This window comes from Paenibacillus alba (genome assembly GCF_013204855.1).
Classification (GTDB): Bacteria; Bacillota; Bacilli; order Paenibacillales; family NBRC-103111; genus Paenibacillus_E; species Paenibacillus_E alba.
In genome coordinates this window covers 144,544-164,670 of the sequence record NZ_JABMKZ010000004.1, presented here as the reverse complement: position 1 = coordinate 164,670, position 20,127 = coordinate 144,544, and the positions used below count along the sequence as shown (strand labels likewise).

General features: G+C 43.5%; 16 protein-coding genes and 1 pseudogene. 15 read left to right on the top strand and 2 right to left on the bottom strand.

The window, feature by feature from the left end; genetic code table 11:
- Positions 1-103: 103 nt before the first annotated feature.
- Entirely contained in the window at positions 104-976 is an 873-nt protein-coding gene (locus HQN90_RS07730) for a DMT family transporter (protein ID WP_173217204.1), read from the bottom strand.
- A 662-nt stretch (positions 977-1,638) separates the two neighbouring features.
- Between HQN90_RS07730 and HQN90_RS07725 the strand changes: the two genes are divergently transcribed.
- The 14 genes from HQN90_RS07725 to HQN90_RS07660 all read left to right on the top strand — a co-directional run bounded on the left by HQN90_RS07725 (position 1,639) and on the right by HQN90_RS07660 (position 18,375).
- Positions 1,639-3,243, top strand: coding sequence for an ABC transporter substrate-binding protein (locus HQN90_RS07725; protein WP_173217203.1), 1,605 nt, complete (start codon positions 1,639-1,641; stop codon positions 3,241-3,243).
- The gene (locus tag HQN90_RS07720; protein WP_246362141.1) at positions 3,231-4,259 is read left to right on the top strand and encodes an ABC transporter permease; all 1,029 of its coding nucleotides are present in this window, start codon (positions 3,231-3,233) and stop codon (positions 4,257-4,259) included. Before HQN90_RS07725 ends, HQN90_RS07720 begins: the two co-directional genes overlap by 13 nt.
- A 26-nt stretch (positions 4,260-4,285) precedes the next feature.
- On the top strand, positions 4,286-5,119 hold the full coding sequence (locus HQN90_RS07715) for an ABC transporter permease (protein ID WP_246362139.1): 834 nt from the start codon (positions 4,286-4,288) through the stop codon (positions 5,117-5,119).
- A gap of 23 nt (positions 5,120-5,142) precedes the next feature.
- Positions 5,143-6,060 (top strand): ABC transporter ATP-binding protein, encoded by a 918-nt coding sequence (locus HQN90_RS07710; protein ID WP_216855246.1) that lies wholly within the window; start codon positions 5,143-5,145, stop codon positions 6,058-6,060.
- A complete protein-coding gene (locus HQN90_RS07705; protein ID WP_173217199.1) occupies positions 6,050-6,655 on the top strand; it encodes an ABC transporter ATP-binding protein in 606 nt (201 codons plus the stop codon). Before HQN90_RS07710 ends, HQN90_RS07705 begins: the two co-directional genes overlap by 11 nt.
- Positions 6,656-6,807: 152 nt before the next feature.
- Positions 6,808-7,359: a hypothetical protein gene (locus HQN90_RS07700; protein ID WP_173217198.1), complete on the top strand. Its 552-nt coding sequence runs from the start codon at positions 6,808-6,810 to the stop codon at positions 7,357-7,359.
- Positions 7,360-7,480: 121 nt separating this feature from the next.
- Positions 7,481-9,694 carry a heavy metal translocating P-type ATPase gene (locus HQN90_RS07695; RefSeq protein WP_338042292.1) on the top strand — a complete coding sequence of 738 codons (2,214 nt, stop codon included), beginning with the start codon at positions 7,481-7,483 and terminating at the stop codon, positions 9,692-9,694.
- 299 nt (positions 9,695-9,993) lie between these two features.
- Positions 9,994-10,842, top strand: coding sequence for an ABC transporter substrate-binding protein (locus HQN90_RS07690; RefSeq protein ID WP_173217197.1), 849 nt, complete (start codon positions 9,994-9,996; stop codon positions 10,840-10,842).
- A 1-nt stretch (position 10,843) separates the two neighbouring features.
- Positions 10,844-11,836, top strand: coding sequence for a FecCD family ABC transporter permease (locus HQN90_RS07685; RefSeq protein WP_173217196.1), 993 nt, complete (start codon positions 10,844-10,846; stop codon positions 11,834-11,836).
- Positions 11,833-12,624 carry an ABC transporter ATP-binding protein gene (locus HQN90_RS07680; RefSeq protein WP_216855245.1) on the top strand — a complete coding sequence of 264 codons (792 nt, stop codon included), beginning with the start codon at positions 11,833-11,835 and terminating at the stop codon, positions 12,622-12,624. Before HQN90_RS07685 ends, HQN90_RS07680 begins: the two co-directional genes overlap by 4 nt.
- 556 nt (positions 12,625-13,180) lie before the next feature.
- Positions 13,181-15,790, top strand: a complete 2,610-nt coding sequence (gene ppsA / locus HQN90_RS07675) for a phosphoenolpyruvate synthase (RefSeq protein ID WP_173217195.1) — start codon at positions 13,181-13,183, stop codon at positions 15,788-15,790.
- 96 nt (positions 15,791-15,886) lie between these two features.
- Positions 15,887-16,540: an SDR family NAD(P)-dependent oxidoreductase gene (locus tag HQN90_RS07670; RefSeq protein WP_173217194.1), complete on the top strand. Its 654-nt coding sequence runs from the start codon at positions 15,887-15,889 to the stop codon at positions 16,538-16,540.
- A gap of 121 nt (positions 16,541-16,661) precedes the next feature.
- On the top strand, positions 16,662-17,252 hold the full coding sequence (locus HQN90_RS07665) for a TetR/AcrR family transcriptional regulator (protein WP_173217193.1): 591 nt from the start codon (positions 16,662-16,664) through the stop codon (positions 17,250-17,252).
- Positions 17,253-17,475: 223 nt separating this feature from the next.
- Positions 17,476-18,375 (top strand): LysR family transcriptional regulator, encoded by a 900-nt coding sequence (locus HQN90_RS07660; RefSeq protein ID WP_173217192.1) that lies wholly within the window; start codon positions 17,476-17,478, stop codon positions 18,373-18,375.
- Positions 18,376-18,383: 8 nt separating this feature from the next.
- Here HQN90_RS07660 and HQN90_RS07655 read toward each other — a convergent pair whose 3' ends face one another.
- Entirely contained in the window at positions 18,384-19,373 is a 990-nt protein-coding gene (locus tag HQN90_RS07655) for an aldo/keto reductase family protein (RefSeq protein ID WP_173217191.1), read from the bottom strand.
- A gap of 296 nt (positions 19,374-19,669) precedes the next feature.
- Between HQN90_RS07655 and HQN90_RS38590 the strand changes: the two are divergent.
- Positions 19,670-20,015 (top strand): annotated as a pseudogene (locus tag HQN90_RS38590) (hypothetical protein).
- Positions 20,016-20,127: the final 112 nt, after the last annotated feature.

The window sequence follows — 20,127 nt, the reverse complement described above, 5'->3', positions numbered from 1 at the left end:
GCGTAGGCGTTTAATACTTTGCATTTCATTCTATCATCAATCTGACAGAGGGGCATAACAAAAAGCTGATCGGCAAATAACGCCAATCAGCTTTTTATAATGCTTATTCTTCTCGAATGACTAACAATACACCAATAAAAATTAATAAAGTACCTATCCAAAAGGACAAGTCAATTTGTTCACCTAGTAATAACCACCCTAAAAAAGTACCGACTATTGGTTGGAAAAAGAAAAACAATCCGCCACTCGAAGCATTAAGCATTTGCAACCCGCGATTCCACAGTAAAAAGGCACATGCTGTCGAAATAACTCCCAAGTACAAAAGACCGCCCCAAATAGATGGATGCTTCATGGCTTGAACATCAAGCTCAGCTAATCGGCTAATTGCAGAAGGGGTAAGCAAAATAACTGCTACAAGGGTAGTGTAGCACGTGATGACAATTTGTGAATATTGCCCCGGTACCCGTTTAATAAGAACAGACATAAGCGCCCAGGTTAGAGCTGCAATAAGCAGTGATAGACCACCAAGTTGAAGAGATGGATCGATATCGGCATTTCCGACAATAATACCGACTCCGATTGTGGCTAAAAGAATTGATATTGCTTTGTTAAACGTAATTTTTTCTTTTAAAAGGATGCGCGCAAATAGCACCATAAATGCAGGTGTCGTTGAAGTAATAATGGCACCCATTTGTGCTGTAGAAAGCATCGTACCAAATTCCTGGGTTAGGATAGAAATTGTATTTCCAATAAGTCCTATGATGAAAATTAATAGCAAGTCTCGTTTTTTAATACACCATGATTGTTTGGTTACAACGCTAATAATTAGCAATGCAAAAAGCGCAATTACATAACGAATCCATACTAATTCAAGTGGCGGCACAACGTCTACCACATGTTTTACTACAACATACATGCCGCCCCAAATACTAGCAGCGAGTGATAAATAGAAAGAACCTAATAAGGTGTTTTTCATTTTGTACCCTCCGTTTTTCAAGACAATTCCTGTCCTTAACGGAGATGTAGTTTTCTACCGTTAAGGGAGAATAACTACAGGTACATCATTTTCAAATAGTGGTGACCACATCATCAGTTTTCAGCTCACTTTCAAAAGAATTATTCTATTGTACACGAATTTTGTTGATTAGGGTATTAACTGTTGCGAGGCAGCCCCTTTTGTTTTAGAGAGTCCTACTAGTGACGCCTAACCCTAACAGCAACCGCATCTGCCTATTCAACCCCAACTACAATCCCAACCCTGTTGCCAAATTCCGCTGGAATAACTCCAGTGTTTTCGGGTTTGGGAAGGTGGGAATGCTACTTTGACTGGAGATTATCCAGTGAAATGCAAAAAAACGCACTCCTAGAGGCCTCAACCCCAAATTCCACTGGAATAACTCCAGTGTTTCGGGTTTGGGAACGGAGGTGATGTTACTTTGACTGGAGTCTATCCAGTGAAATGCAAAATCTGCCCTCCTAGTGGCCGAGAGAGAAAGTAGATATACAGATGGTATTGCACTTTATCCCTATATTTTCTAATTGCCTTACGTATTTCACTTAAATTAATAATGACTATGACAGAATAGTGTGTTACTATTTTATCGAATCGTGTTACTGCACACGTGAACATTAGGGAGTGTGAATGATTTGAGGCATCGTTTATTCATTTTTTTAATTTTATTGACAGTAGTGATTAGTGTAACTGCATGTAAGACAGAGAAGCCAGAGCCAGTGGCCGAATCAGTGAAAAAAGACATTGTTCTGGCAATCGGCGGTGAGCCCGATACAGGATTTGATCCGACTACCGGGTGGGGACGTTACGGTTCACCGTTATTTCAAAGCACGCTGCTCAAACGAGACAAAGATTTGAATGTTGTTAATGATTTAGCTACCGGATATGAGGTAAGTCAGGATGGTATAGTTTGGACAGTGAAGTTGCGCAAGGACGTCAAATTCAGCGATGGCAAGTCTTTAACGGCCGCAGATGTGCAATATACTTATCAAACCGCTGCAGCAAGCGGCTCCTCAATCGATCTGAGCAACGTAAAAAGCGTAGAAGTCTCAGATGACACAACGGTAAAGTTTACATTAAAAGAACCGCAATCTACGTTTACACAGATGCTTGTGTCAACAGGCATTGTTCCAAAACATGCCCATAACAAAGATTATGCCCTTAAACCGATTGGTTCTGGCCCTTTTAAATTAGTTCAATGGGATAAGGGTCAGCAATTGATTGTTGAAGCCAATCCAGATTACTACGGTAATAAACCATTTTTCCAAAAGATCACCTTCCTGTTCCTAGGAGAAGATGCTGCTTTTGCGGCAGCCAAAGCGGGGACAATCGATATGGCAGCTATCCCAGCGGCTTTCAGCAAACAAGCTGTGAATGGGATGGAGCTGATCGCAGCCAAAACTGTCGATAATCGGGGCATTATGTTTCCTTTTGTGAAATCTGGAGGTAAAACGAAGGATGGTTATCCGATTGGTAATGATGTGACCGCTGATGCATCCATTCGTAAGGCGATTAATCTGGCTTTGGACAGGAAGGCATTGGTACAAGGTGTACTAGAAGGGCATGGTACGCCTGCCTATACGTTGAATGACGGTCTTCCTTGGTTCAATCAAGAAGCGGTTTTTGCGGATGCAGACATGAATACAGCGAAAAAGCTGCTTGCTGAGAACGGATGGAATGACACGGATAACGATGGAATCGTAGAAAAAGGGGCATTAAAAGCAGAAATTAAGTTGCTTTATCCCTCTAGTGATGTCACTCGCCAATCGCTTGCTATTGCTGCAGCGGATATGCTCAAACCTTTAGGTATTCAGGTCAAAGTGGAGGGGAAGAGCTGGGACGACATTGTAAAACAGATGCACGCTAATCCAGTTCTATTGGGATGGGGGAGTCATGATCCTCTCGAGATGTACAATGTTTACAGCAATAAATTTGGCGGAGTAGAATACTATAACCCTGGTTTTTATAATAATCCGAAGGTAGAAGATTACATGACGCAAGCTTTGCGGGCAACAAATGAAAAAGAAGCTTGGGCATTCTGGAAAAAGGCTCAATGGGATGGGGAAACAGGATTAAGCGCAAAAGGTGATGCACCTTGGGCGTGGCTGGTCAATCTAGATCATCTTTATTTGGTTAAATCCGGTCTTAATATCGGCAATCAAAAGATTCATCCGCATGGACATGGTTGGCCGGTAACCGATAACATTGAGGAATGGCAATGGAAATCATAAAACAGGACTCAACATTTCTAACAAACCGGCTTCGAGGCTTCTTGCTTTTCTTGATTCGCAAAGGACTAGGTCTGATTTTTCTGCTAATTGCCGTGAGCGCGATTTCTTTTACACTAGTTCATCTCTCGCCGATTGATCCCATTCAAGCTTATGTTGGTGCCGATATGATGAGGGTTAGTGCGGAACAGCGCGAAGCGATCGTACAATACTGGGGTTTGAATGATCCGCCATTGATGCGCTATTGGCATTGGCTGAGCGCTTTGGCGAGCGGTGATTTGGGAACTTCCATGATTTATCGGCGTCCTGTGCTGGAAGTAATCAGTGAGCGCTTCGCTTCTTCACTCGCGCTTATGGGGGCCGCCTGGCTGCTGTCTGGACTGATCGGATTCGTTTCGGGTGTGCTCGCGGCGATGAATCGAAATACGTGGATCGATAAATTAGTCCGTTGGTATTGTTATACCCTTTCCTCAACACCGACTTTTTGGGTCGGCTTACTGTTTATTCTTGTTTTTGCGGTATGGCTAGGAATCTTGCCAGTTGGTCTTGCGGTCCCTGCCGGCATTACTTCCGATCAAGTTCAATTGATGGATCGCGTCAAGCATCTACTGCTGCCTACTCTGACTCTTAGTGTTACAGGAGTCGCAGCAATTGCGCTGCATACGAGAGAAAAGCTTATTGATGTGAAGGACAAAGACTATTGGCTGTTTGCAAGAGCCCGAGGCGAGCGAGGGTTCACCATCTTTTGGAGACATGGTCTTCGCAATGTGGCCTTGCCAGCACTTACGCTGCAGTTTGCCTCGTTCAGCGAGCTGTTCGGCGGAGCTGTATTAGCTGAGCAAGTATTCTCATATCCGGGATTGGGTCAGGCGGCAGTAGAAGCTGGGCTCCGCGGCGACATCCCGCTGCTAATGGGAGTTGTGTTGTTTAGTACAATATTTGTTTATTCAGGAAATGCGATGGCTGATTTAAGTTACCGATTTATCGATCCAAGAATGAAAGAGGGTAGGCGATCATAAAAAGTCTTCTGCGCGAGGGAATGCTGATGCCTAAACTTCATTATCGACATCGGTTATGGCTATCATCATTGCTTGCATTGTTCGTATTAGTAGCAATTTATTTAATGTCCGTTTGGATGAATACTTCCGGTCTATCCACTAATTTGGAACAGCGTAATTTAGGGCCTTCCAGTCAGCATCTTTTTGGTACAGACTGGCTTGGGCGAGATATGCTTACTCGCACGATCAAAGGACTTGCTCTCAGTCTTCAAGTAGGTCTAGTCGCAGGGGCTTCAAGCGTCATCATTGCATGTATTATGGGACTTGCGGCCGCGATAATGGGCAATGTCGTGAATCGCTTCGTAAGCTGGTTGACTGATTTATTTCTAAGTGTGCCTCATCTAGTGACGCTTCTATTAATTGCCTTTGTTCTTGGCGGAGGGGCCAAAGGCATTATCATAGGTGTTGCCTTGACACATTGGCCAAGCTTATCGAGGGTTATACGCACGGAAGTGATGCAGATTCAAACAGCGCCTTACATTGCAATTTCTCGCAATTTCGGCAAATCCAGTTGGTGGATCGCGACTAGGCACATTATTCCTCATTTAATTCCCCAACTTTTGGTCGGATTCATACTCATTGTCCCGCATGCTATTTTGCATGAAGCTTCTATTACATTTATAGGTATGGGGCTATCCCCACACGAGCCGGCAATTGGCATTATTTTATCGGAATCGATGCGCTATTTATCTTCAGGAATTTGGTGGTTGGCCTTGTTTCCAGGCTTATGTCTGTTGTTACTGGTGCGGGCTTTCGCTATGTTAGGAGAAAACTTGAAACAATGGGTGGATCCACGACATGCTCATGACAATAATATATGAAATTTGGAGAAAGGGGCTCGCTTATGCTGAAAGTAAGTAAACTTTCGATCCGCTTTACTCGGTTTGATCGCCGTCTACGTCAGGTGCATACTGAAATGATTCATAACCTTCATCTTACAATCATGTCAGGAGAAATCTTGGCGGTCGTCGGCTCAAGCGGTTCAGGTAAAAGTCTGCTTGCCCATGCCATACTCGGTATTCTCCCTAATAATGCGCAGGTCTCAGGCGATATTTACTTTAAAGGCGAAGCCTTGACACCAGTAAGTCAGAGAAGGTTGCGTGGCAAAGAAATCGCGCTCATCCCGCAGTCTGTCCAGTATTTGGATCCTTTGATGCGCGTCGGGGAGCAGGTGCGGCAGTCTGTTCGTCAAGGTGATCCTGTGGAGCTTCAGCGGAAAGCTTTCAACAAGTATAACCTTGCCGAGTATGTTGCAAAATGGTTTCCTTTTCAGTTATCCGGCGGAATGGCTCGTAAAATTCTCATCTCGACCGCAACGGTTAGCGGAGCTAGGTTGTTAATTGCGGATGAGCCGACTCCTGGCCTAGATGACTTGGCAATGACAGAAACATTTTTTCGTTTTCGTCAGAAGGCAGAAGAAGGCTGTGCGGTGATGCTGATTACACATGATGTTGAGGCGGCTTTAACTGTGGCAGATAGAATAGCCGTACTTTATGCAGGAACTGTAGTAGAAATCGCACTTCGCAGTGACTTTACGGGAGATGGAGAAATGCTGAGGCACCCCTACACGAAGGCGCTATGGAAAGCACTTCCCAGCCAACAATTTGCGGCAATCCCCGGCGTTCAACCTGTACCGGATGCTTTACCGAAGGGCTGCGTGTTTGCTCCGCGCTGTTCTCTGGCTACATCGGAATGTGAAGAGCTTGCTCCTGAACCTCGTAAACTTAGAGATGGGGAAGTGAGGTGCTTGCATGCCACTTGAGGGAAAGAAGCTCGGTTATCATTATAATAGGATATGGGTTTTTCAGCATGTGGACATTAGTATGGAACGCGGAGAGATTGTTGGACTTGTCGGGCCTAGCGGTTGTGGGAAATCTACGCTGGGGAAATTGCTTGCCGGTCACCTTCAACCTCATGAAGGACAAGTTATTGCTGATAGCGGCCGGATTCCCAGCGGTCAGCGGAATTCTGTGCAACTGGTGCTGCAGCATCCGGAACAAGCAGTGAATCCTAGGTGGAAACTGCGTCGAACTCTTCAAGAGTCAGGAGCGAGCAACAATCATATACTTGCTGAATTAGCCATCGAAAACAACTGGCTAGGTCGATACCCAAACGAATTATCCGGTGGTGAGTTACAACGTATTTGTGTTGCTAGAGCGCTTGGAGAGGGAACCCGTTATCTGATAGCCGATGAAATGACAACCATGCTCGATGCAATCACCCAAGCGCAAATATGGCATTCTGTCCTGAACTGGGCGAAACGTAATGGTACAGGTGTATTAGTCATTAGTCATGAGCGTCATTTAGTCAACAAAATATGTGATCGTATTATTGAATGGAAGAATATAGTTGAGTGACAATACAATAGTTAAATTTCAAATCCGCTGAAATGGCGGATTTTTATTTTTTGTTCAATTATGAAAGTACCTTCAGAAGATTGACTATCCTTCGCATTAACTAGAATAAAGTAGCTGTAGAGGCATATGTACATTTGGAATGGAGGAAGATAATGAGTCAATTAACAGTTGCGGCACATGAACACGGAGGGGATATTTCAGCAGAGATGCAAATGGGACCTTCTGAGCTAACAATTAACATAAGTATCATTTCTTTGATCTTCGTACTACTGGTAGCTGTTATTCTCATCTTCATTTTAAGATCAAAGGGTAAGTATTTATCTAAAATGACAGGCATGATGGCAGCAATGACGATTGCCATGGGTTCAAGCTTGCTTGTTGGTACAATTGCAGCAATTCTTTTGACGTCATTGTTTCTTCCAACCGTCATTGGAGTCACTATTGGTATGCTCATTGGCTATGTATCAGGAAAATCCGTACATCTTATCGCTTCCTTAGATGGCATGTTAGCTGGTTTAATGGGGGGGATGATGGGCGCAATGCTGGGTGTCATGGTGATCTCAGATTACCCAACGCTTTCAATTATTTTCATGGATATAGTGTTCTCGGTTTCGATGTTGGTTCTGTACAAGTTGTTAGATCAAGAAGAAATTGTACATAGGAAGATTGATGGTTCTGGTTCAGACACTCATCATTCAAATTAATGACTCGAAAGAGCTATTTGAAGACTCGATTTAAAAAGTTACAACGAATCTAGCATGTTCCTTGAACATAGCCCATATAGTTGCAAGTAAGTACGTGGACTTGTATGGGAGGCAGGACAAAGTGAATGAAAATTCGATGCTTCAAAAAGTGAGCTTGGATATTGAAGGGATGACTTGTGCGGCCTGCTCTGCGCGTATTGAGAAGGTCGTAAGCAAAATGGGTGGCGTTCGCGAAATTGTGGTCAATTTACCATTAGGACGAGCTACCGTACTGATGGACTCCGATTCTGCTCTTAAAGAGCAAATTATTGCTCGCATTGAACAGTTAGGGTATTCAGCTAGAAAGTCTAGAGAGAAGGATAAGACACAGACAATAGTATTTGGTTTAGGCGCAAAATTACTTATATCTGCGTTCCTGACGATTCCACTTTTGTGGGCAATGGTGCGTCATTATACGCTAACATCCAGTATTTGGATTCCTGAGTTATTTCTTCAGCCGTGGTTTCAATGGATCCTTGCCACGCCTGTTCAATTTGTCATTGGTGCTCCTTTTTACTTTCATGCATGGAAAGCTCTGAAAAGCAAAACTGCCAATATGGATGTGCTTGTAGTCCTTAGTACGACATGCGCGTACTTGTACAGTCATTATATGACCATTAACATGATGCATGCTGGGGGATCTGACCCACACGCCGTATATTTTGAGACAAGCGCCATGATCATAACCGTTGTGCTGCTTGGCAAATGGTTGGAGGCGTCGGCCAAAAACAGAAGTTTGAAGACCATTCATCAATTGCAAAACCTAAGTCCGCAGACGGCAATAATCATCGGACCTGAGTACCATCAGGAGACCATCATGTTAAATAACGTCAAAGTTGGAGACACACTGCTTATTCTTCCCGGAGAAATTATTCCTACGGATGGACGCGTATTGAACGGCAACTCTTCTGTGGATGAATCTTTCGTTACTGGAGAATCCGTTCCTATGGGTAAACGTCAACATGACCGGCTGATAGGCGGATCCTTAAATATGGACGGGGTCCTTACCATGCAAGTGACTGCTGTTGGATCTCATACAGCTTTGAATAAAATGATCCTTTTGATGGAGGAAGCACAGGGTTCTAAGGCTGAAATAGCGCGATCTGTTGATCGTATCGCAGCTGTATTTGTTCCTGCCGTACTAGGACTTGCTTTGCTTACCATGTGTATATGGTCTTTTTGGCTAAGTCCGGGAGACTTCAAAGGGGCACTGTTTAAAGCCATAGCTGTACTTGTCATCGCATGCCCTTGCGCTCTAGGCTTAGCAACGCCAACCTCGATTTTGGTTGGTACGAGTCGTGCTATGGAATCGGGCATCTTATTTAAAGAAGGGAAGTATGTGGAGCAATTGCAGCAGATCGATGTCGTCTTGCTAGATAAGACGGGAACACTTACCCATGGAGCTCCAAGGGTTACAGATCTCATTACAGATTCAGGTCAGGAACATCGACTGCTTCGTTTGCTTGCTGCTGCTGAGAAGGGAACGGAGCATCCTTTTGCCAAAGCGATTGTGAAAGAAGCTGTTCGGCGCGGACTTCCAGTCAAAGATGCGATTTCATCTCAAGTCGTTGCCGGAATGGGTGTGATTGCTCAAGTAGATAAACACCACCTCATCATTGGCTCTAGAACTTTTATGAATCACTCAGAGATTTCGATTGAAAGATTTGCCCAAGTAACAGAACAATTAGAAATAGAAGGGAAAACGGTTCTATTTGCTGCGGTAGATGGTGCGATTGCAGGTATTATTGCCCTTATGGACACATTGAAATCATCGACACCTCAGGCCATACGTCGATTAAAAAAGTTGCATACAGAGATCGTAATGGTTACAGGTGACCAGCGTAGAACAGCTCATACGATTGCTGCTAGAGCGGGTATTACGACGGTCTATGCAGAAATGCTTCCACAGGACAAGGTAGACTTAGTAAGAACGCTGCAACGAAAAGGCAAACGTGTCGCCATGGTCGGTGATGGTGTGAATGATGCCCCAGCTCTTGCAGCCGCAGATATCGGTATTGCTGTAGGCACTGGTGCGGAGATCGCGAAGGAAGCGGCAGACGTAAATTTACTTCATAGTGATTTGGGAGGTGTTGCGGACGCCATCGTGATGAGCCGTAAGACGATGCGGAACATCCGTCAAAACCTGCTTTTCGCTTTTATGTATAATGTATTGGCTATACCGCTGGCTTTTATGGGTTACATGGCTCCTTGGGTCGCAGGAACAGCCATGGCTCTTAGTTCGGTTTCGGTCGTTGCAAATGCATGCAGACTGCAAAGCGCATCATGGCGAAATTAGGTTAGGTTCGGGTAATTGGCAAAAATTCTTCACATTATTCCCTTATAAATAGCACTTTGGAGTCATCACGCCCCCTAAATATTGCTATATGATCAATGGCATATGAAACATAAAGGGGTGCAATTTTCTTGAAACGTTTAGGGTTAGTCATTGCAAGCACATTCGTTTTATCTACATTAGCTATAGGGTGCTCATCCGCGAAGCCTACGGAAATATCATCGCCAAACCCTACTGTCGCTGCGCAGCAGACAACTCCAGCTACACCTGCTAACAGTATTGTTCCTTCGAACGGAAATTTTGTGACTTTCAAAGACAGTACGAAGCAAGAGTTAACTTTAAAGGACAAACCGCAACGTGTCATTTTGTTAAACACAGAAATTCAGGAATTGTTCTATCAAGTGGGAGGCAAAGCTGTTGGATTAGCGACTGCTCCGGGAATTCTTGTTCCAGAAACGGCCAAAGATACGGCACAAGTTGGTGAGATTAACCATATTAGCTTGGAAAAAGTGATGAGCCTAAAACCCGACCTCGTTATAGGTCAATCGATGTTCCATGCCTCCTTGAAAGATTCTTTAGCTGCTTCTAGAGTGCCCTTGGCCTTATTCGATATCAAAAGCTACGAAGATATTAAAGCTGCTGCCGAACTATTCGGGAAAATAGCAGGGAAAGAAGATGAGACTAAGGCTGCGCTTGATCAAACGGAGAAAAAAATGCAAACCGTTATAAGCAAACTGCCACAACAAAGCCCCAAATTTGCAATGATTACTATCATGCCAATGGGGATTAGCGTACAAAAGAATTCGACGCTTTCACTGGACGTTGCCAATCGCTTGAAGCTTAAAAATGTCGCTGAATCCCTCCCAGCAGGTAAGATGCCTAGTTCAGCTCCCTATAGCTTGGAAAAACTTGTTGAACTGGATCCAGACTTTCTATTCTTCTCCGTGCATGGCACAGAAGATAACGGCAAAGAGAAGCTCAAATCTGATTTAGAAAGTAATCCTGCTTGGAAAACATTGAGGGCTGTCAAAGAAAATAATATCTATTTCCTCCCATCTTCACTCTTTGTAACTAATCCAGGGTTAAACTTTGATCAATCCTTATCCTATCTGGCTAAGCTGGTTTATCCTGATATTTTCGGGGAAAAGTAAAATGAAAATCGAACAAAAAAGTGCAAAATGGCGTGCTAGTATGCTTGTCGTAATCGCACTCTTCGCTTTGCTGGGAATAGGTCTAAGTCTTATATGCGGAGCCGTAAATATAGCGATCCCTGAAGTTATACTTTCGTTACTCGGCGGAGAGAGCACCTATCGCGATATTATATGGAATATCCGGCTGCCAAGAACAATCGTTGCTGCATTGGTCGGTATCAGTCTTGCTTTATCAGGAGCGCTTCTACAAGGAGTCATGCGTAATTCGATGGCTGATCCTCATATTATTGGCGTATCCTCAGGAGCCGGTTTATTTGGAATCGGGGTTCTTATCTTATTTCCATCCTATGTGTACTTACTTACACCGGTGGCATTCATCGGTGCTATTGGTGCCGCTTTACTCATTTATCTGATGGCTTGGCGCGGTGGAGTAAGTCCGCTCAGAGTTATTCTTGCAGGAGTAGCTGTGTCTGCTTTGCTCAATGCTGGAATTTCTGCTTTGCTCACCTTTTACAGTGATCGAGTAGGGGGAGCCCTGTTATTCTTAGTTGGCGGATTATCAGCAAGAAGCTGGCCCCACGTTAACATCCTTCTTCCTTATACGATAATAGGAACTGTGCTTGCATTGATAGGCAGCCAACGATTAAATATTATGGCACTTGGGGATACACAAGCCAAGGCACTAGGTCTGCGTGTAGAAATGTATCGGTTATACTTTACTGCGATCGCAACTTTGCTTGCGGCTAGTACCGTCAGTGTAGTTGGTTTGCTCGGTTTTGTAGGTATGATCGTTCCACATTCTGCTCGTTTGCTCATTGGCAGCGATTATCGCTGGCTGCTTCCGGCAAGTGTCTTATTAAGTGTAGCTGTACTTACAATTTCTGATACGGTGGCTCGTCTTGCATTTGCGCCCATTGAGCTGCCGGTAGGGATTGTCATGGGTGTCCTTGGAGCACCGTTCTTCTTGTTTCTGCTTCGCAGGAGGGAATTATGAATATCATTAAAGTGGATCACCTATCCGTCCGGTATGGCGAGCATACCATCATTTCCTCTTTGACAACAGATATAAAAAAAGGCCATATTACAACGATTTTGGGGCCAAATGGATGTGGGAAAAGTACATTACTGAAAACATTAGCACGGCAGATGAAGATGGATCGAGGAAGCGTCATGCTGGACGGCAGGGAAATGAAATCATGGAAGCCGAAGGAACTTGCCAGAGAGTTAGCTTTTCTCATGCAACAGCATGATCAAGCAACGGATGTTAGTGTCCGAAATCTAGTGGCTTATGGCCGATTTCCCCATAAAAATATGCTGCAAAGATTGGACGATGAAGATCAGGAAATTATCTGCAATTCAATGAAACAAACAGGTGTACTGCCGCTTGCAGACCGCAGCGTAGCTTCTTTATCTGGTGGAGAACGGCAGCGAGCTTGGATGGCTATGGCTCTTGCCCAGCAACCGAGATTGCTGTTTTTGGATGAGCCAACTACCTATCTGGACATTAGTCATCAATTGGAAGTCATGGAGTTGGTTGTGAAACTCAAAGAATCAATGGACATGACGATTATCATGGTGCTACATGATTTGAATCATGCGGTCATGTACTCGGATGACTTAATCATGATGAAAGGTGGGGAAATACGGTACAAAGGGACACCTGAAGAAATTGTGAACCAGAAGGCGCTCGCTGAGGTGTTTGGGGTTCATGCTCGAATAGAAATAGATGCAGAAACGAGAAAGCCGTTTATACGATCTATGAGATTGTTAGCATCAACTTAGATGAATAACCTGAAAGCATTGGGACAGTTACTCCATTGGGGTGCTGTCCTTATAACAACGCATTCACGCATCGTGCCATACAGCCCTTGGTCGTGGCAGATGCATCTCGTAAGAAGCAGTCTCATTGATGAATTAGCATAATTATGATAAAGTTATGTCAAATTAAGGATGCGAATGGCATAAAAGAACATATATGCAATGGATGAAATCAGGCATGCTAATAATTTTATGAAGCCTGATTTTTTCATTGTGATAATATGGACAGGAATGCAAAAAATGAGGAATGCCTTGTTCTTGAAACGATTTTTGAAAGCCATCATTATAGGCTGCAGCGTTCGAGACCAAAGGTGGGGATTATGGATAACGGGAAACCAAAAAAGAACCTGATAGTGTATCAGGTTCTTCATATTGCATATAAACAAACACGATGATATAATCAGATTGCGGCTTTTATTGTGAAAATGAATATAGAATATGTATCTTACACTCTAACTTTACCATGCCGCTAAGCTCTTGTCAAATGTTTTCTCAATTTAATGATTAGGGGAGATATGGAATGAGTTCTTTCGTTCTCAGTTTTCAGGAAATGGATAAAACGCAGCTTATGCTCGTTGGCGGAAAAGGGTTAAATTTAGGGGAGTTATCAAAAATTGAAGGAATACAAGTACCAGAAGGGTTTTGTGTTACAACATTGGGATATCCTAAAGCCATCGAGCAAAACGAAGCGTATCAGGCTTTGTTGGATCGACTAACTAGGCTAAAAGCAGAAGATCGCGATCAAATTGGTGAAATTAGCAGGAAGATTCGACAAATCATTATGGAGGTAGAAATTCCTTCCGATGTTGTGAAAGCAGTTACTTACTATCACTCCCAGTTTGGTGATGAATATGCTTATGCTGTGCGTTCTAGTGCAACTGCTGAAGATTTGCCACATGCCTCTTTCGCGGGTCAGCAAGACACCTATTTAAATATCATCGGCGTCGATGCCATCTTGCAGCATATCAGCAAATGTTGGGCTTCTCTATTTACGGATCGGGCGGTAATCTACCGTATGCAAAATGGCTTTGACCACAGCCAAGTTTATTTATCCGTTATCGTTCAAAGGATGGTTTTCCCGCAGGCTTCAGGGATTTTATTTACCGCTGATCCCATAACATCCAACCGAAAGCTGCTATCTATCGATGCCAGTTTTGGACTTGGAGAAGCGTTGGTCTCTGGCTTGGTATCTGCCGATAATTATCAAGTACAGGAAGGGGAAATCGTCAATAAGCGGATAGCAACCAAAAAATTGGCTATCTATGGACGAAAAGAAGGCGGAACAGAGACAAAGCAGATCGATTCTGATCAGCAAAGAACTCAAACACTTACTGAACAACAAATTTTGCAACTGGCACGCATTGGAAGACAGATCGAAGCTTATTTTGGCAGCCCGCAAGATATCGAATGGTGCTTGGCCCAGGATACATTTTATATTGTCCAAAGTCGTCCAATCACGACTTTATATCCTATCCCTGAAGCGAATGATCAAGAAAATCATGTCTATGTATCTGTTGGCCATCAACAAATGATGACCGACCCCATCAAACCATTGGGATTGTCTTTTTTCTTATTAACAACGAAAGCACCTATGCGAAAAGCCGGTGGGAGGTTGTTCGTTGATATTGCAACTAGGCTGGCTACACCTGTTGGCCGGGAAGCTTTATTAAATACCCTGGGATCCGATCCGCTCATAAAAGGCGCACTCAAGACCATCATAGAGCGAGATTTTATAAAATTGTTACCAAATGATCAAAAAGAACAGAGATTTGGTGAAAGCAATAAAGATATGTCGTCTGAGGGTTTTCAAGCACAAATCGAAAACGATCCAACCATCGTTTCAGATTTGATTAAGCGTAGTCAAGCATCAATAGAAGAGTTAAAACAAAACATTCAAACGAAAACAGGGTCAGATTTATTTGATTTTATTCTGGAAGATTTCCAGCAATTAAAGAAGATTCTATTTGACCCACAAAGTTCGGCTGTGTTTATGACTGCTATGGATGCTTCTTCATGGATCAATGAAAAAATGAACAAATGGCTAGGAGAAAAGAACGTAGCAGATACGCTTTCTCAATCTGTACCAAACAATATTACTTCGGAAATGGGTCTGGCGCTATTGGATGTCGCAGATGTGATTCGTCCATATCCAGAAGTCATTGATTATTTGCAGCATGTAAAAGATGATAACTTCTTGAATGAATTGATTAAATTCGATGGTGGACAGCAAACCCAAGACGCTATCTATGCTTATCTCAATAAATACGGAATGCGATGTGCCGGAGAAATCGATGTGACCAAAACTCGTTGGAGTGAAAAACCAATGACCATTGTCCCGATAATTCTTGGTAACATCAAAAACTTTGAGCCTAATGCTGGCAAAAGGAAATTTGAGCAAGGGCGAAAGGAAGCTTTACAAAAAGAACAAGAGTTATTAGATCGCTTGAAACAATTACCGGATGGTGAACATAAAGCCAAAGAGACAGAACGAGTGATCAGCCTAATCCGGAATTTCATCGGTTATCGTGAATATCCCAAATACGGCATGATTAATCGCTACTTCGTCTATAAGCAAGCTTTACTGAAAGAAGCCGAACAACTCGTACAAGCGGGTGTTATTCATGAAAAAGAAGATGTATACTATCTCACTTTTGAAGAATTTCGCGATGTCGTACGCACCAATAAACTGGATGATCAAGTCATTAGCAAACGAATAGACGATTACAAATTATATGAAAAACTAACTCTCCCACGTGTTATAACGTCTGATGGTGAAATCATTACGGGGAAGTACGAACGTGAAAATCTCCCAGCCGAAGCTATTGCAGGTCTGCCTGTTTCTTCCGGAGTGATAGAGGGACGTGCACGTGTTATCTTACGCATGGAAGATGCTGATATAGAAGAAGGAGATATATTAGTCACCTCCTTTACTGACCCTGGCTGGACACCATTGTTTGTATCCATTAAAGGACTAGTCACCGAAGTGGGTGGACTGATGACCCATGGAGCCGTTATCGCACGTGAATATGGCTTGCCAGCAGTTGTCGGGGTGGAGAATGCTACCAAACTGATAAAAGATGGACAACGAATTCGCGTGCATGGAACAGAAGGGTATATCGAAATATTGTAATGGCTGAATGGGTAAAAGGGCGGTTTCCATATTCGTCCTTTTATCTTCATCTTAGTAGTACTGGCAAATCGACGTTAATGAGCTTGACTCAAGTAATTGACAGAATACGAATCCTCATCGATAGATCAAGCTATAGCTGCGTTCGGTAAGATCGACGTTGTCGTTAATAATGCCGGCATGGGGACTTACGGTCCGTTGGAATTAGCCCAAGAGGATGCGATCGACTGGCAATTCGCCGTTAATACGCGAGGACCGATCAATGTTATACGTAAATTTATTCCTCATTTCAGAGCCAATGGCGGAGGTATGTTCATCAATATCAGCTCTTTCATGGGAATCACAACAGCGGTGCCGCTCGGATCTCTCTATAATATGTCTAAATTTGCTTTGGAAGGACTGACGGAAGGTCTTTATTACGAACTGAAGCCGTTGAATATCGAGCTTAGGTTGATCGAGCAGGGAGGTTCTACAGGAAATAATTTCAAGAACAGTATCACTTGGAACCGAGATGATAACATACAGGATTACGATAATCTGATGACGAAAGTGCAGAATTTAATGAATCATGCGGAATCCAGCTCTACACTGGATGATCCTCAGATTATTGTGGATGCCATAGCCGCTTTGGCGACTGGAGAGAGCAATAAATTTCGCACTGTCATCGGAACAGCAGGCAATGATCTGATGGCGCTTAGAAATTCTGTGTCCATTGAACAATATTTGGAGACGATAGCTAACAATTATAAGTAAGCCCATTATGAAATACTTCGTCATAACGCCAGTCGATCTGACATTCTTGACTACGGATTGTATGAGGTGTATGTTAGATTAGAATGAACATTCGATCTTATGGTGGGAGCGGGATAACCTCATGTTTGACAACTATAACAAGGTGCAGCAGGCTGTCCTTGAAACAACACTTAACATCATCATTCGAAAGGAATTGCAGGCTACCTCAATGGCGCTTATCGCGAAGGAGTCTGGTGTATCAACCGGGAATATTTATCATTATTTCAAAAGTAAAGAAGATATCGTTAACGAATTGTACAAAGCGATTGTTACATTTAATGGAGAGTATGTGCGAGATGGCTTACTGAAAGGCACAACGATTCGTGAAAAGTTTGAATTCGGTTGGGGTCGGGTTATCGAATTGGGAAAACAATATCCTCAGGGTTTTCAATTTATTGAGCAGTATTCGTTCTCGCCTTACATTTATGAAGAGGTAAAGAAAGAAGTCTATACCGGCGGATGGTGTGGGCCAATGAACGCGTTATATGAAGAAGCCATTCAAGCAAAGATGTTTACGCCGATGAATCCGAAAATGATGGTGCAGATGCATTACGGCACATTTGTTTACATGCTGAAGGCCCATCTACATGGAATCTTCGAGTTAAGCAGTGAGAACGTCAGCGATGCAATTCGTTCTTGTTGGAATGCTGTAACTCTTAGAGATGTAACGTGATAGATGGCCACAGAGTGGAATGATCGACTTCGGCTTGCGCGTGCTTGATCCGAAGAGTGGATTTGAAAAAGCTTGAGAAATCAAGTTTTTTTTGTTTGAGAAGAGGAGCGAGTGGAACTTTATCATAATACTGAAGTAAACCCTAGAGATCAAAAAAGGGCCTCCCATAAAGGATGGCCTTTAAACTTGCCGTTACAGACAGCGCGGAGAAGGAAGAAAAAGGATGGATATACGAAAATTACATTACTTTATTGCAGTAGCGGAAGCACTTCATTTTAGTCGTGCAGCAGAAAAATTGAACATGACACAGCCACCCCTCAGTCAACAAATTCAAGACCTAGAAACAGAGCTTGGCGTGAAACTGTTGGAACGCAATAAGAGACAAGTCCGTCTTACCCCTGCGGGGGCGGTTTTTTTAGAGGAAGCCAAAATGATTTTATCCCAGTTGGAGCGGTCCATTAAAACGACGCAACTGGCTGACCAAGGAATCATCGGGAATTTGGTTGTTGGATTCGTAGATTCAGCAGCAGGAGATATAATGGTTGACATTTTGAAAGAATTCCGGGAACGGTTTCCCCAAATACAGCTTACGCTGCACGAGATGACTTCCACACAGCAATGGCAAGCCTTGCAAGACGGAACCATTCATGTTGGCTTTCTGCGTTTCATCGAGCCGTCAAAGCATATCGAGTACCGAACCTTTACAAACGAATCACTCGTTGCTGTTTTGCCCGAAAAGCATTCATTAACGAGCCAGCCTGTCATTTCTGTTAGCACATTGGTGAAGGAACCTTTCATCTTATTTCCGCGCCATTTGGGAGCTTCTTTTCACGATCTCATCCTTGGTTTCTGCGCACAGCATGGCGTGTATCCCCATGTTGTACAAGAAGCCATCCAGATGTATACCATTGTAAACCTGGTAGCAGCGAACCTGGGCGTTTCCATCGTACCTTCTTCCGTTGCGGTTTTTCGGCGCAGCGGTGTCGTATTTCGGCCGTTTGTTGAAAGCGTACCGGCTGTTCCTCTCTATACCGCTTGGAGAACGGATGTGAATAAATCTGTCTTGTCTGCATTTCTTAGGACAGTGGAAGAAGTGGGTTCAACACCAATGGATAGTAGATAGCACGGTACTCAACCGGTTTTTGCTGGATCACGCTCTACTAGACTATCTAATATTGTATCGATTTGCTTCATGACCTCAAGTTCAAGGCGAACCCCGGCACCTTTGACATTTTCTTGGACTTGCTCCGGCTTCGATGCGCCAATAATCGCGGCAGACACGTGAGGATTTTGCAGCACCCATGCGATTGCAAGCTGCGGCAAGGTCAATCCCACTTCAAGTGCTACAGAGGAGAGCTTGGATACTGCCAGCAATACATCGGTGCGGAGCCATTGACCTGCTAATCGTTCGAAAAAAGGAGCTCCCGCCGAAGTTGAGGCACGCGACCCTAGTGGCAACGGTTTGTCCGGCGCATATTTGCCTGAAAGAATTCCTTGGGCTAGAGGTGACCAGACCACTTGCCCGATCCCTTCTCGCTGGCAAGCGGGAATGACTTCATCTTCGATTACACGCCATAGCATCGAATACTGGGGTTGACTAGACACCAGTGGAACCCTCAGCTCCTGAGCCAACGCAGCTCCTTTGGTAATTTGGTCTGCCGTCCACTCACTTACCCCGACGTAAAGAACTTTTCCTTGGCGAACCAGATCGGAAAAAGCCAAAAAGGTTTCATCCAGTGATACCGTCGGATCAAAGCGGTGGGCATAATAGACATCAATGTAATCCGTTTGCAATCTTTTCAGTGAAGCGTGGCAGGCTTCCATCATGTGTTTACGGGAAAGACCTCTGTCGTTGTGTCCTGTTCCTGTCGGATGGTAAACCTTGGTGCATAACTCGATGCTCTCTCGACGAATTCCTTTCAAGGCTTGACCTAATACCGTTTCCGCCCTCGTTTCCGAGTACACATCTGCTGTGTCAAAGGTCGTAATCCCCGCATCCAAAGCAGCATGAACACAAGCATTGGCTGTTTCATTATTCACTTGAGCACCGTGCGTAATCCAGTTTCCCAAAGCAATCTCACTAACTGTCAAGCCGCTGGCACCTAGTTTTCGACCGTTCATCTTTTCTACCTCCCATGGAATAACAAGTTTATAGTAGCAAACCTTTATAAATAGGTGAAATATCTTTTCCTATACATTTTGATTCAAAAAATATATAAGTGAATTGTGGGAGGGTGCAAAATTATCCCTCTATTACCTTTTTTATGATATAATTTGCCGATATATTTCTTATTACTTGGGGGATACATATGAAAACTAAGTTAGTGCGGGTGAAACAATGGCATTTGAAGACTTGGTTGGGCAAGACGTTAAGCCTTCAAGCGTGAAGTTGTCAGGCTTATAAGTGTCGATACGCTATGTATGGTCCTTACAAGGATATTTACGCATGTTTTAAATGCAGAAAGGTTTTTAAACAAACATCTGCTCGAGAACTAGATATAAAATAGACATTATAAATGCCCTCAATGCAGCGAAAGTATGAAGGATATGGGACATGATTTTAAGGCACCTAAACAAAACGATCTTAAGCAATGGATGAAAGTAGAACTGTTATATAAAAACGGTTTTACATATCATTCCTGTGGATGTGGTGGTCCTGGATATAGACCGGTAAAATTATCTGAAATCGAGGAATTTATAAGATGCAGGAAGATCTTTAAATCTGAGGGTGAAATATTGTTACGAAATTTGACGTTACGTTAACGAAATACGAATCAGGCAGACATCCCAGTACTGCCAAAGTCCATCGGACACGCGCTACGCGTCTTAAGTCCGTGAGGGTTCAAGTGCTGAGAGCGAAAATTAATTAAACACT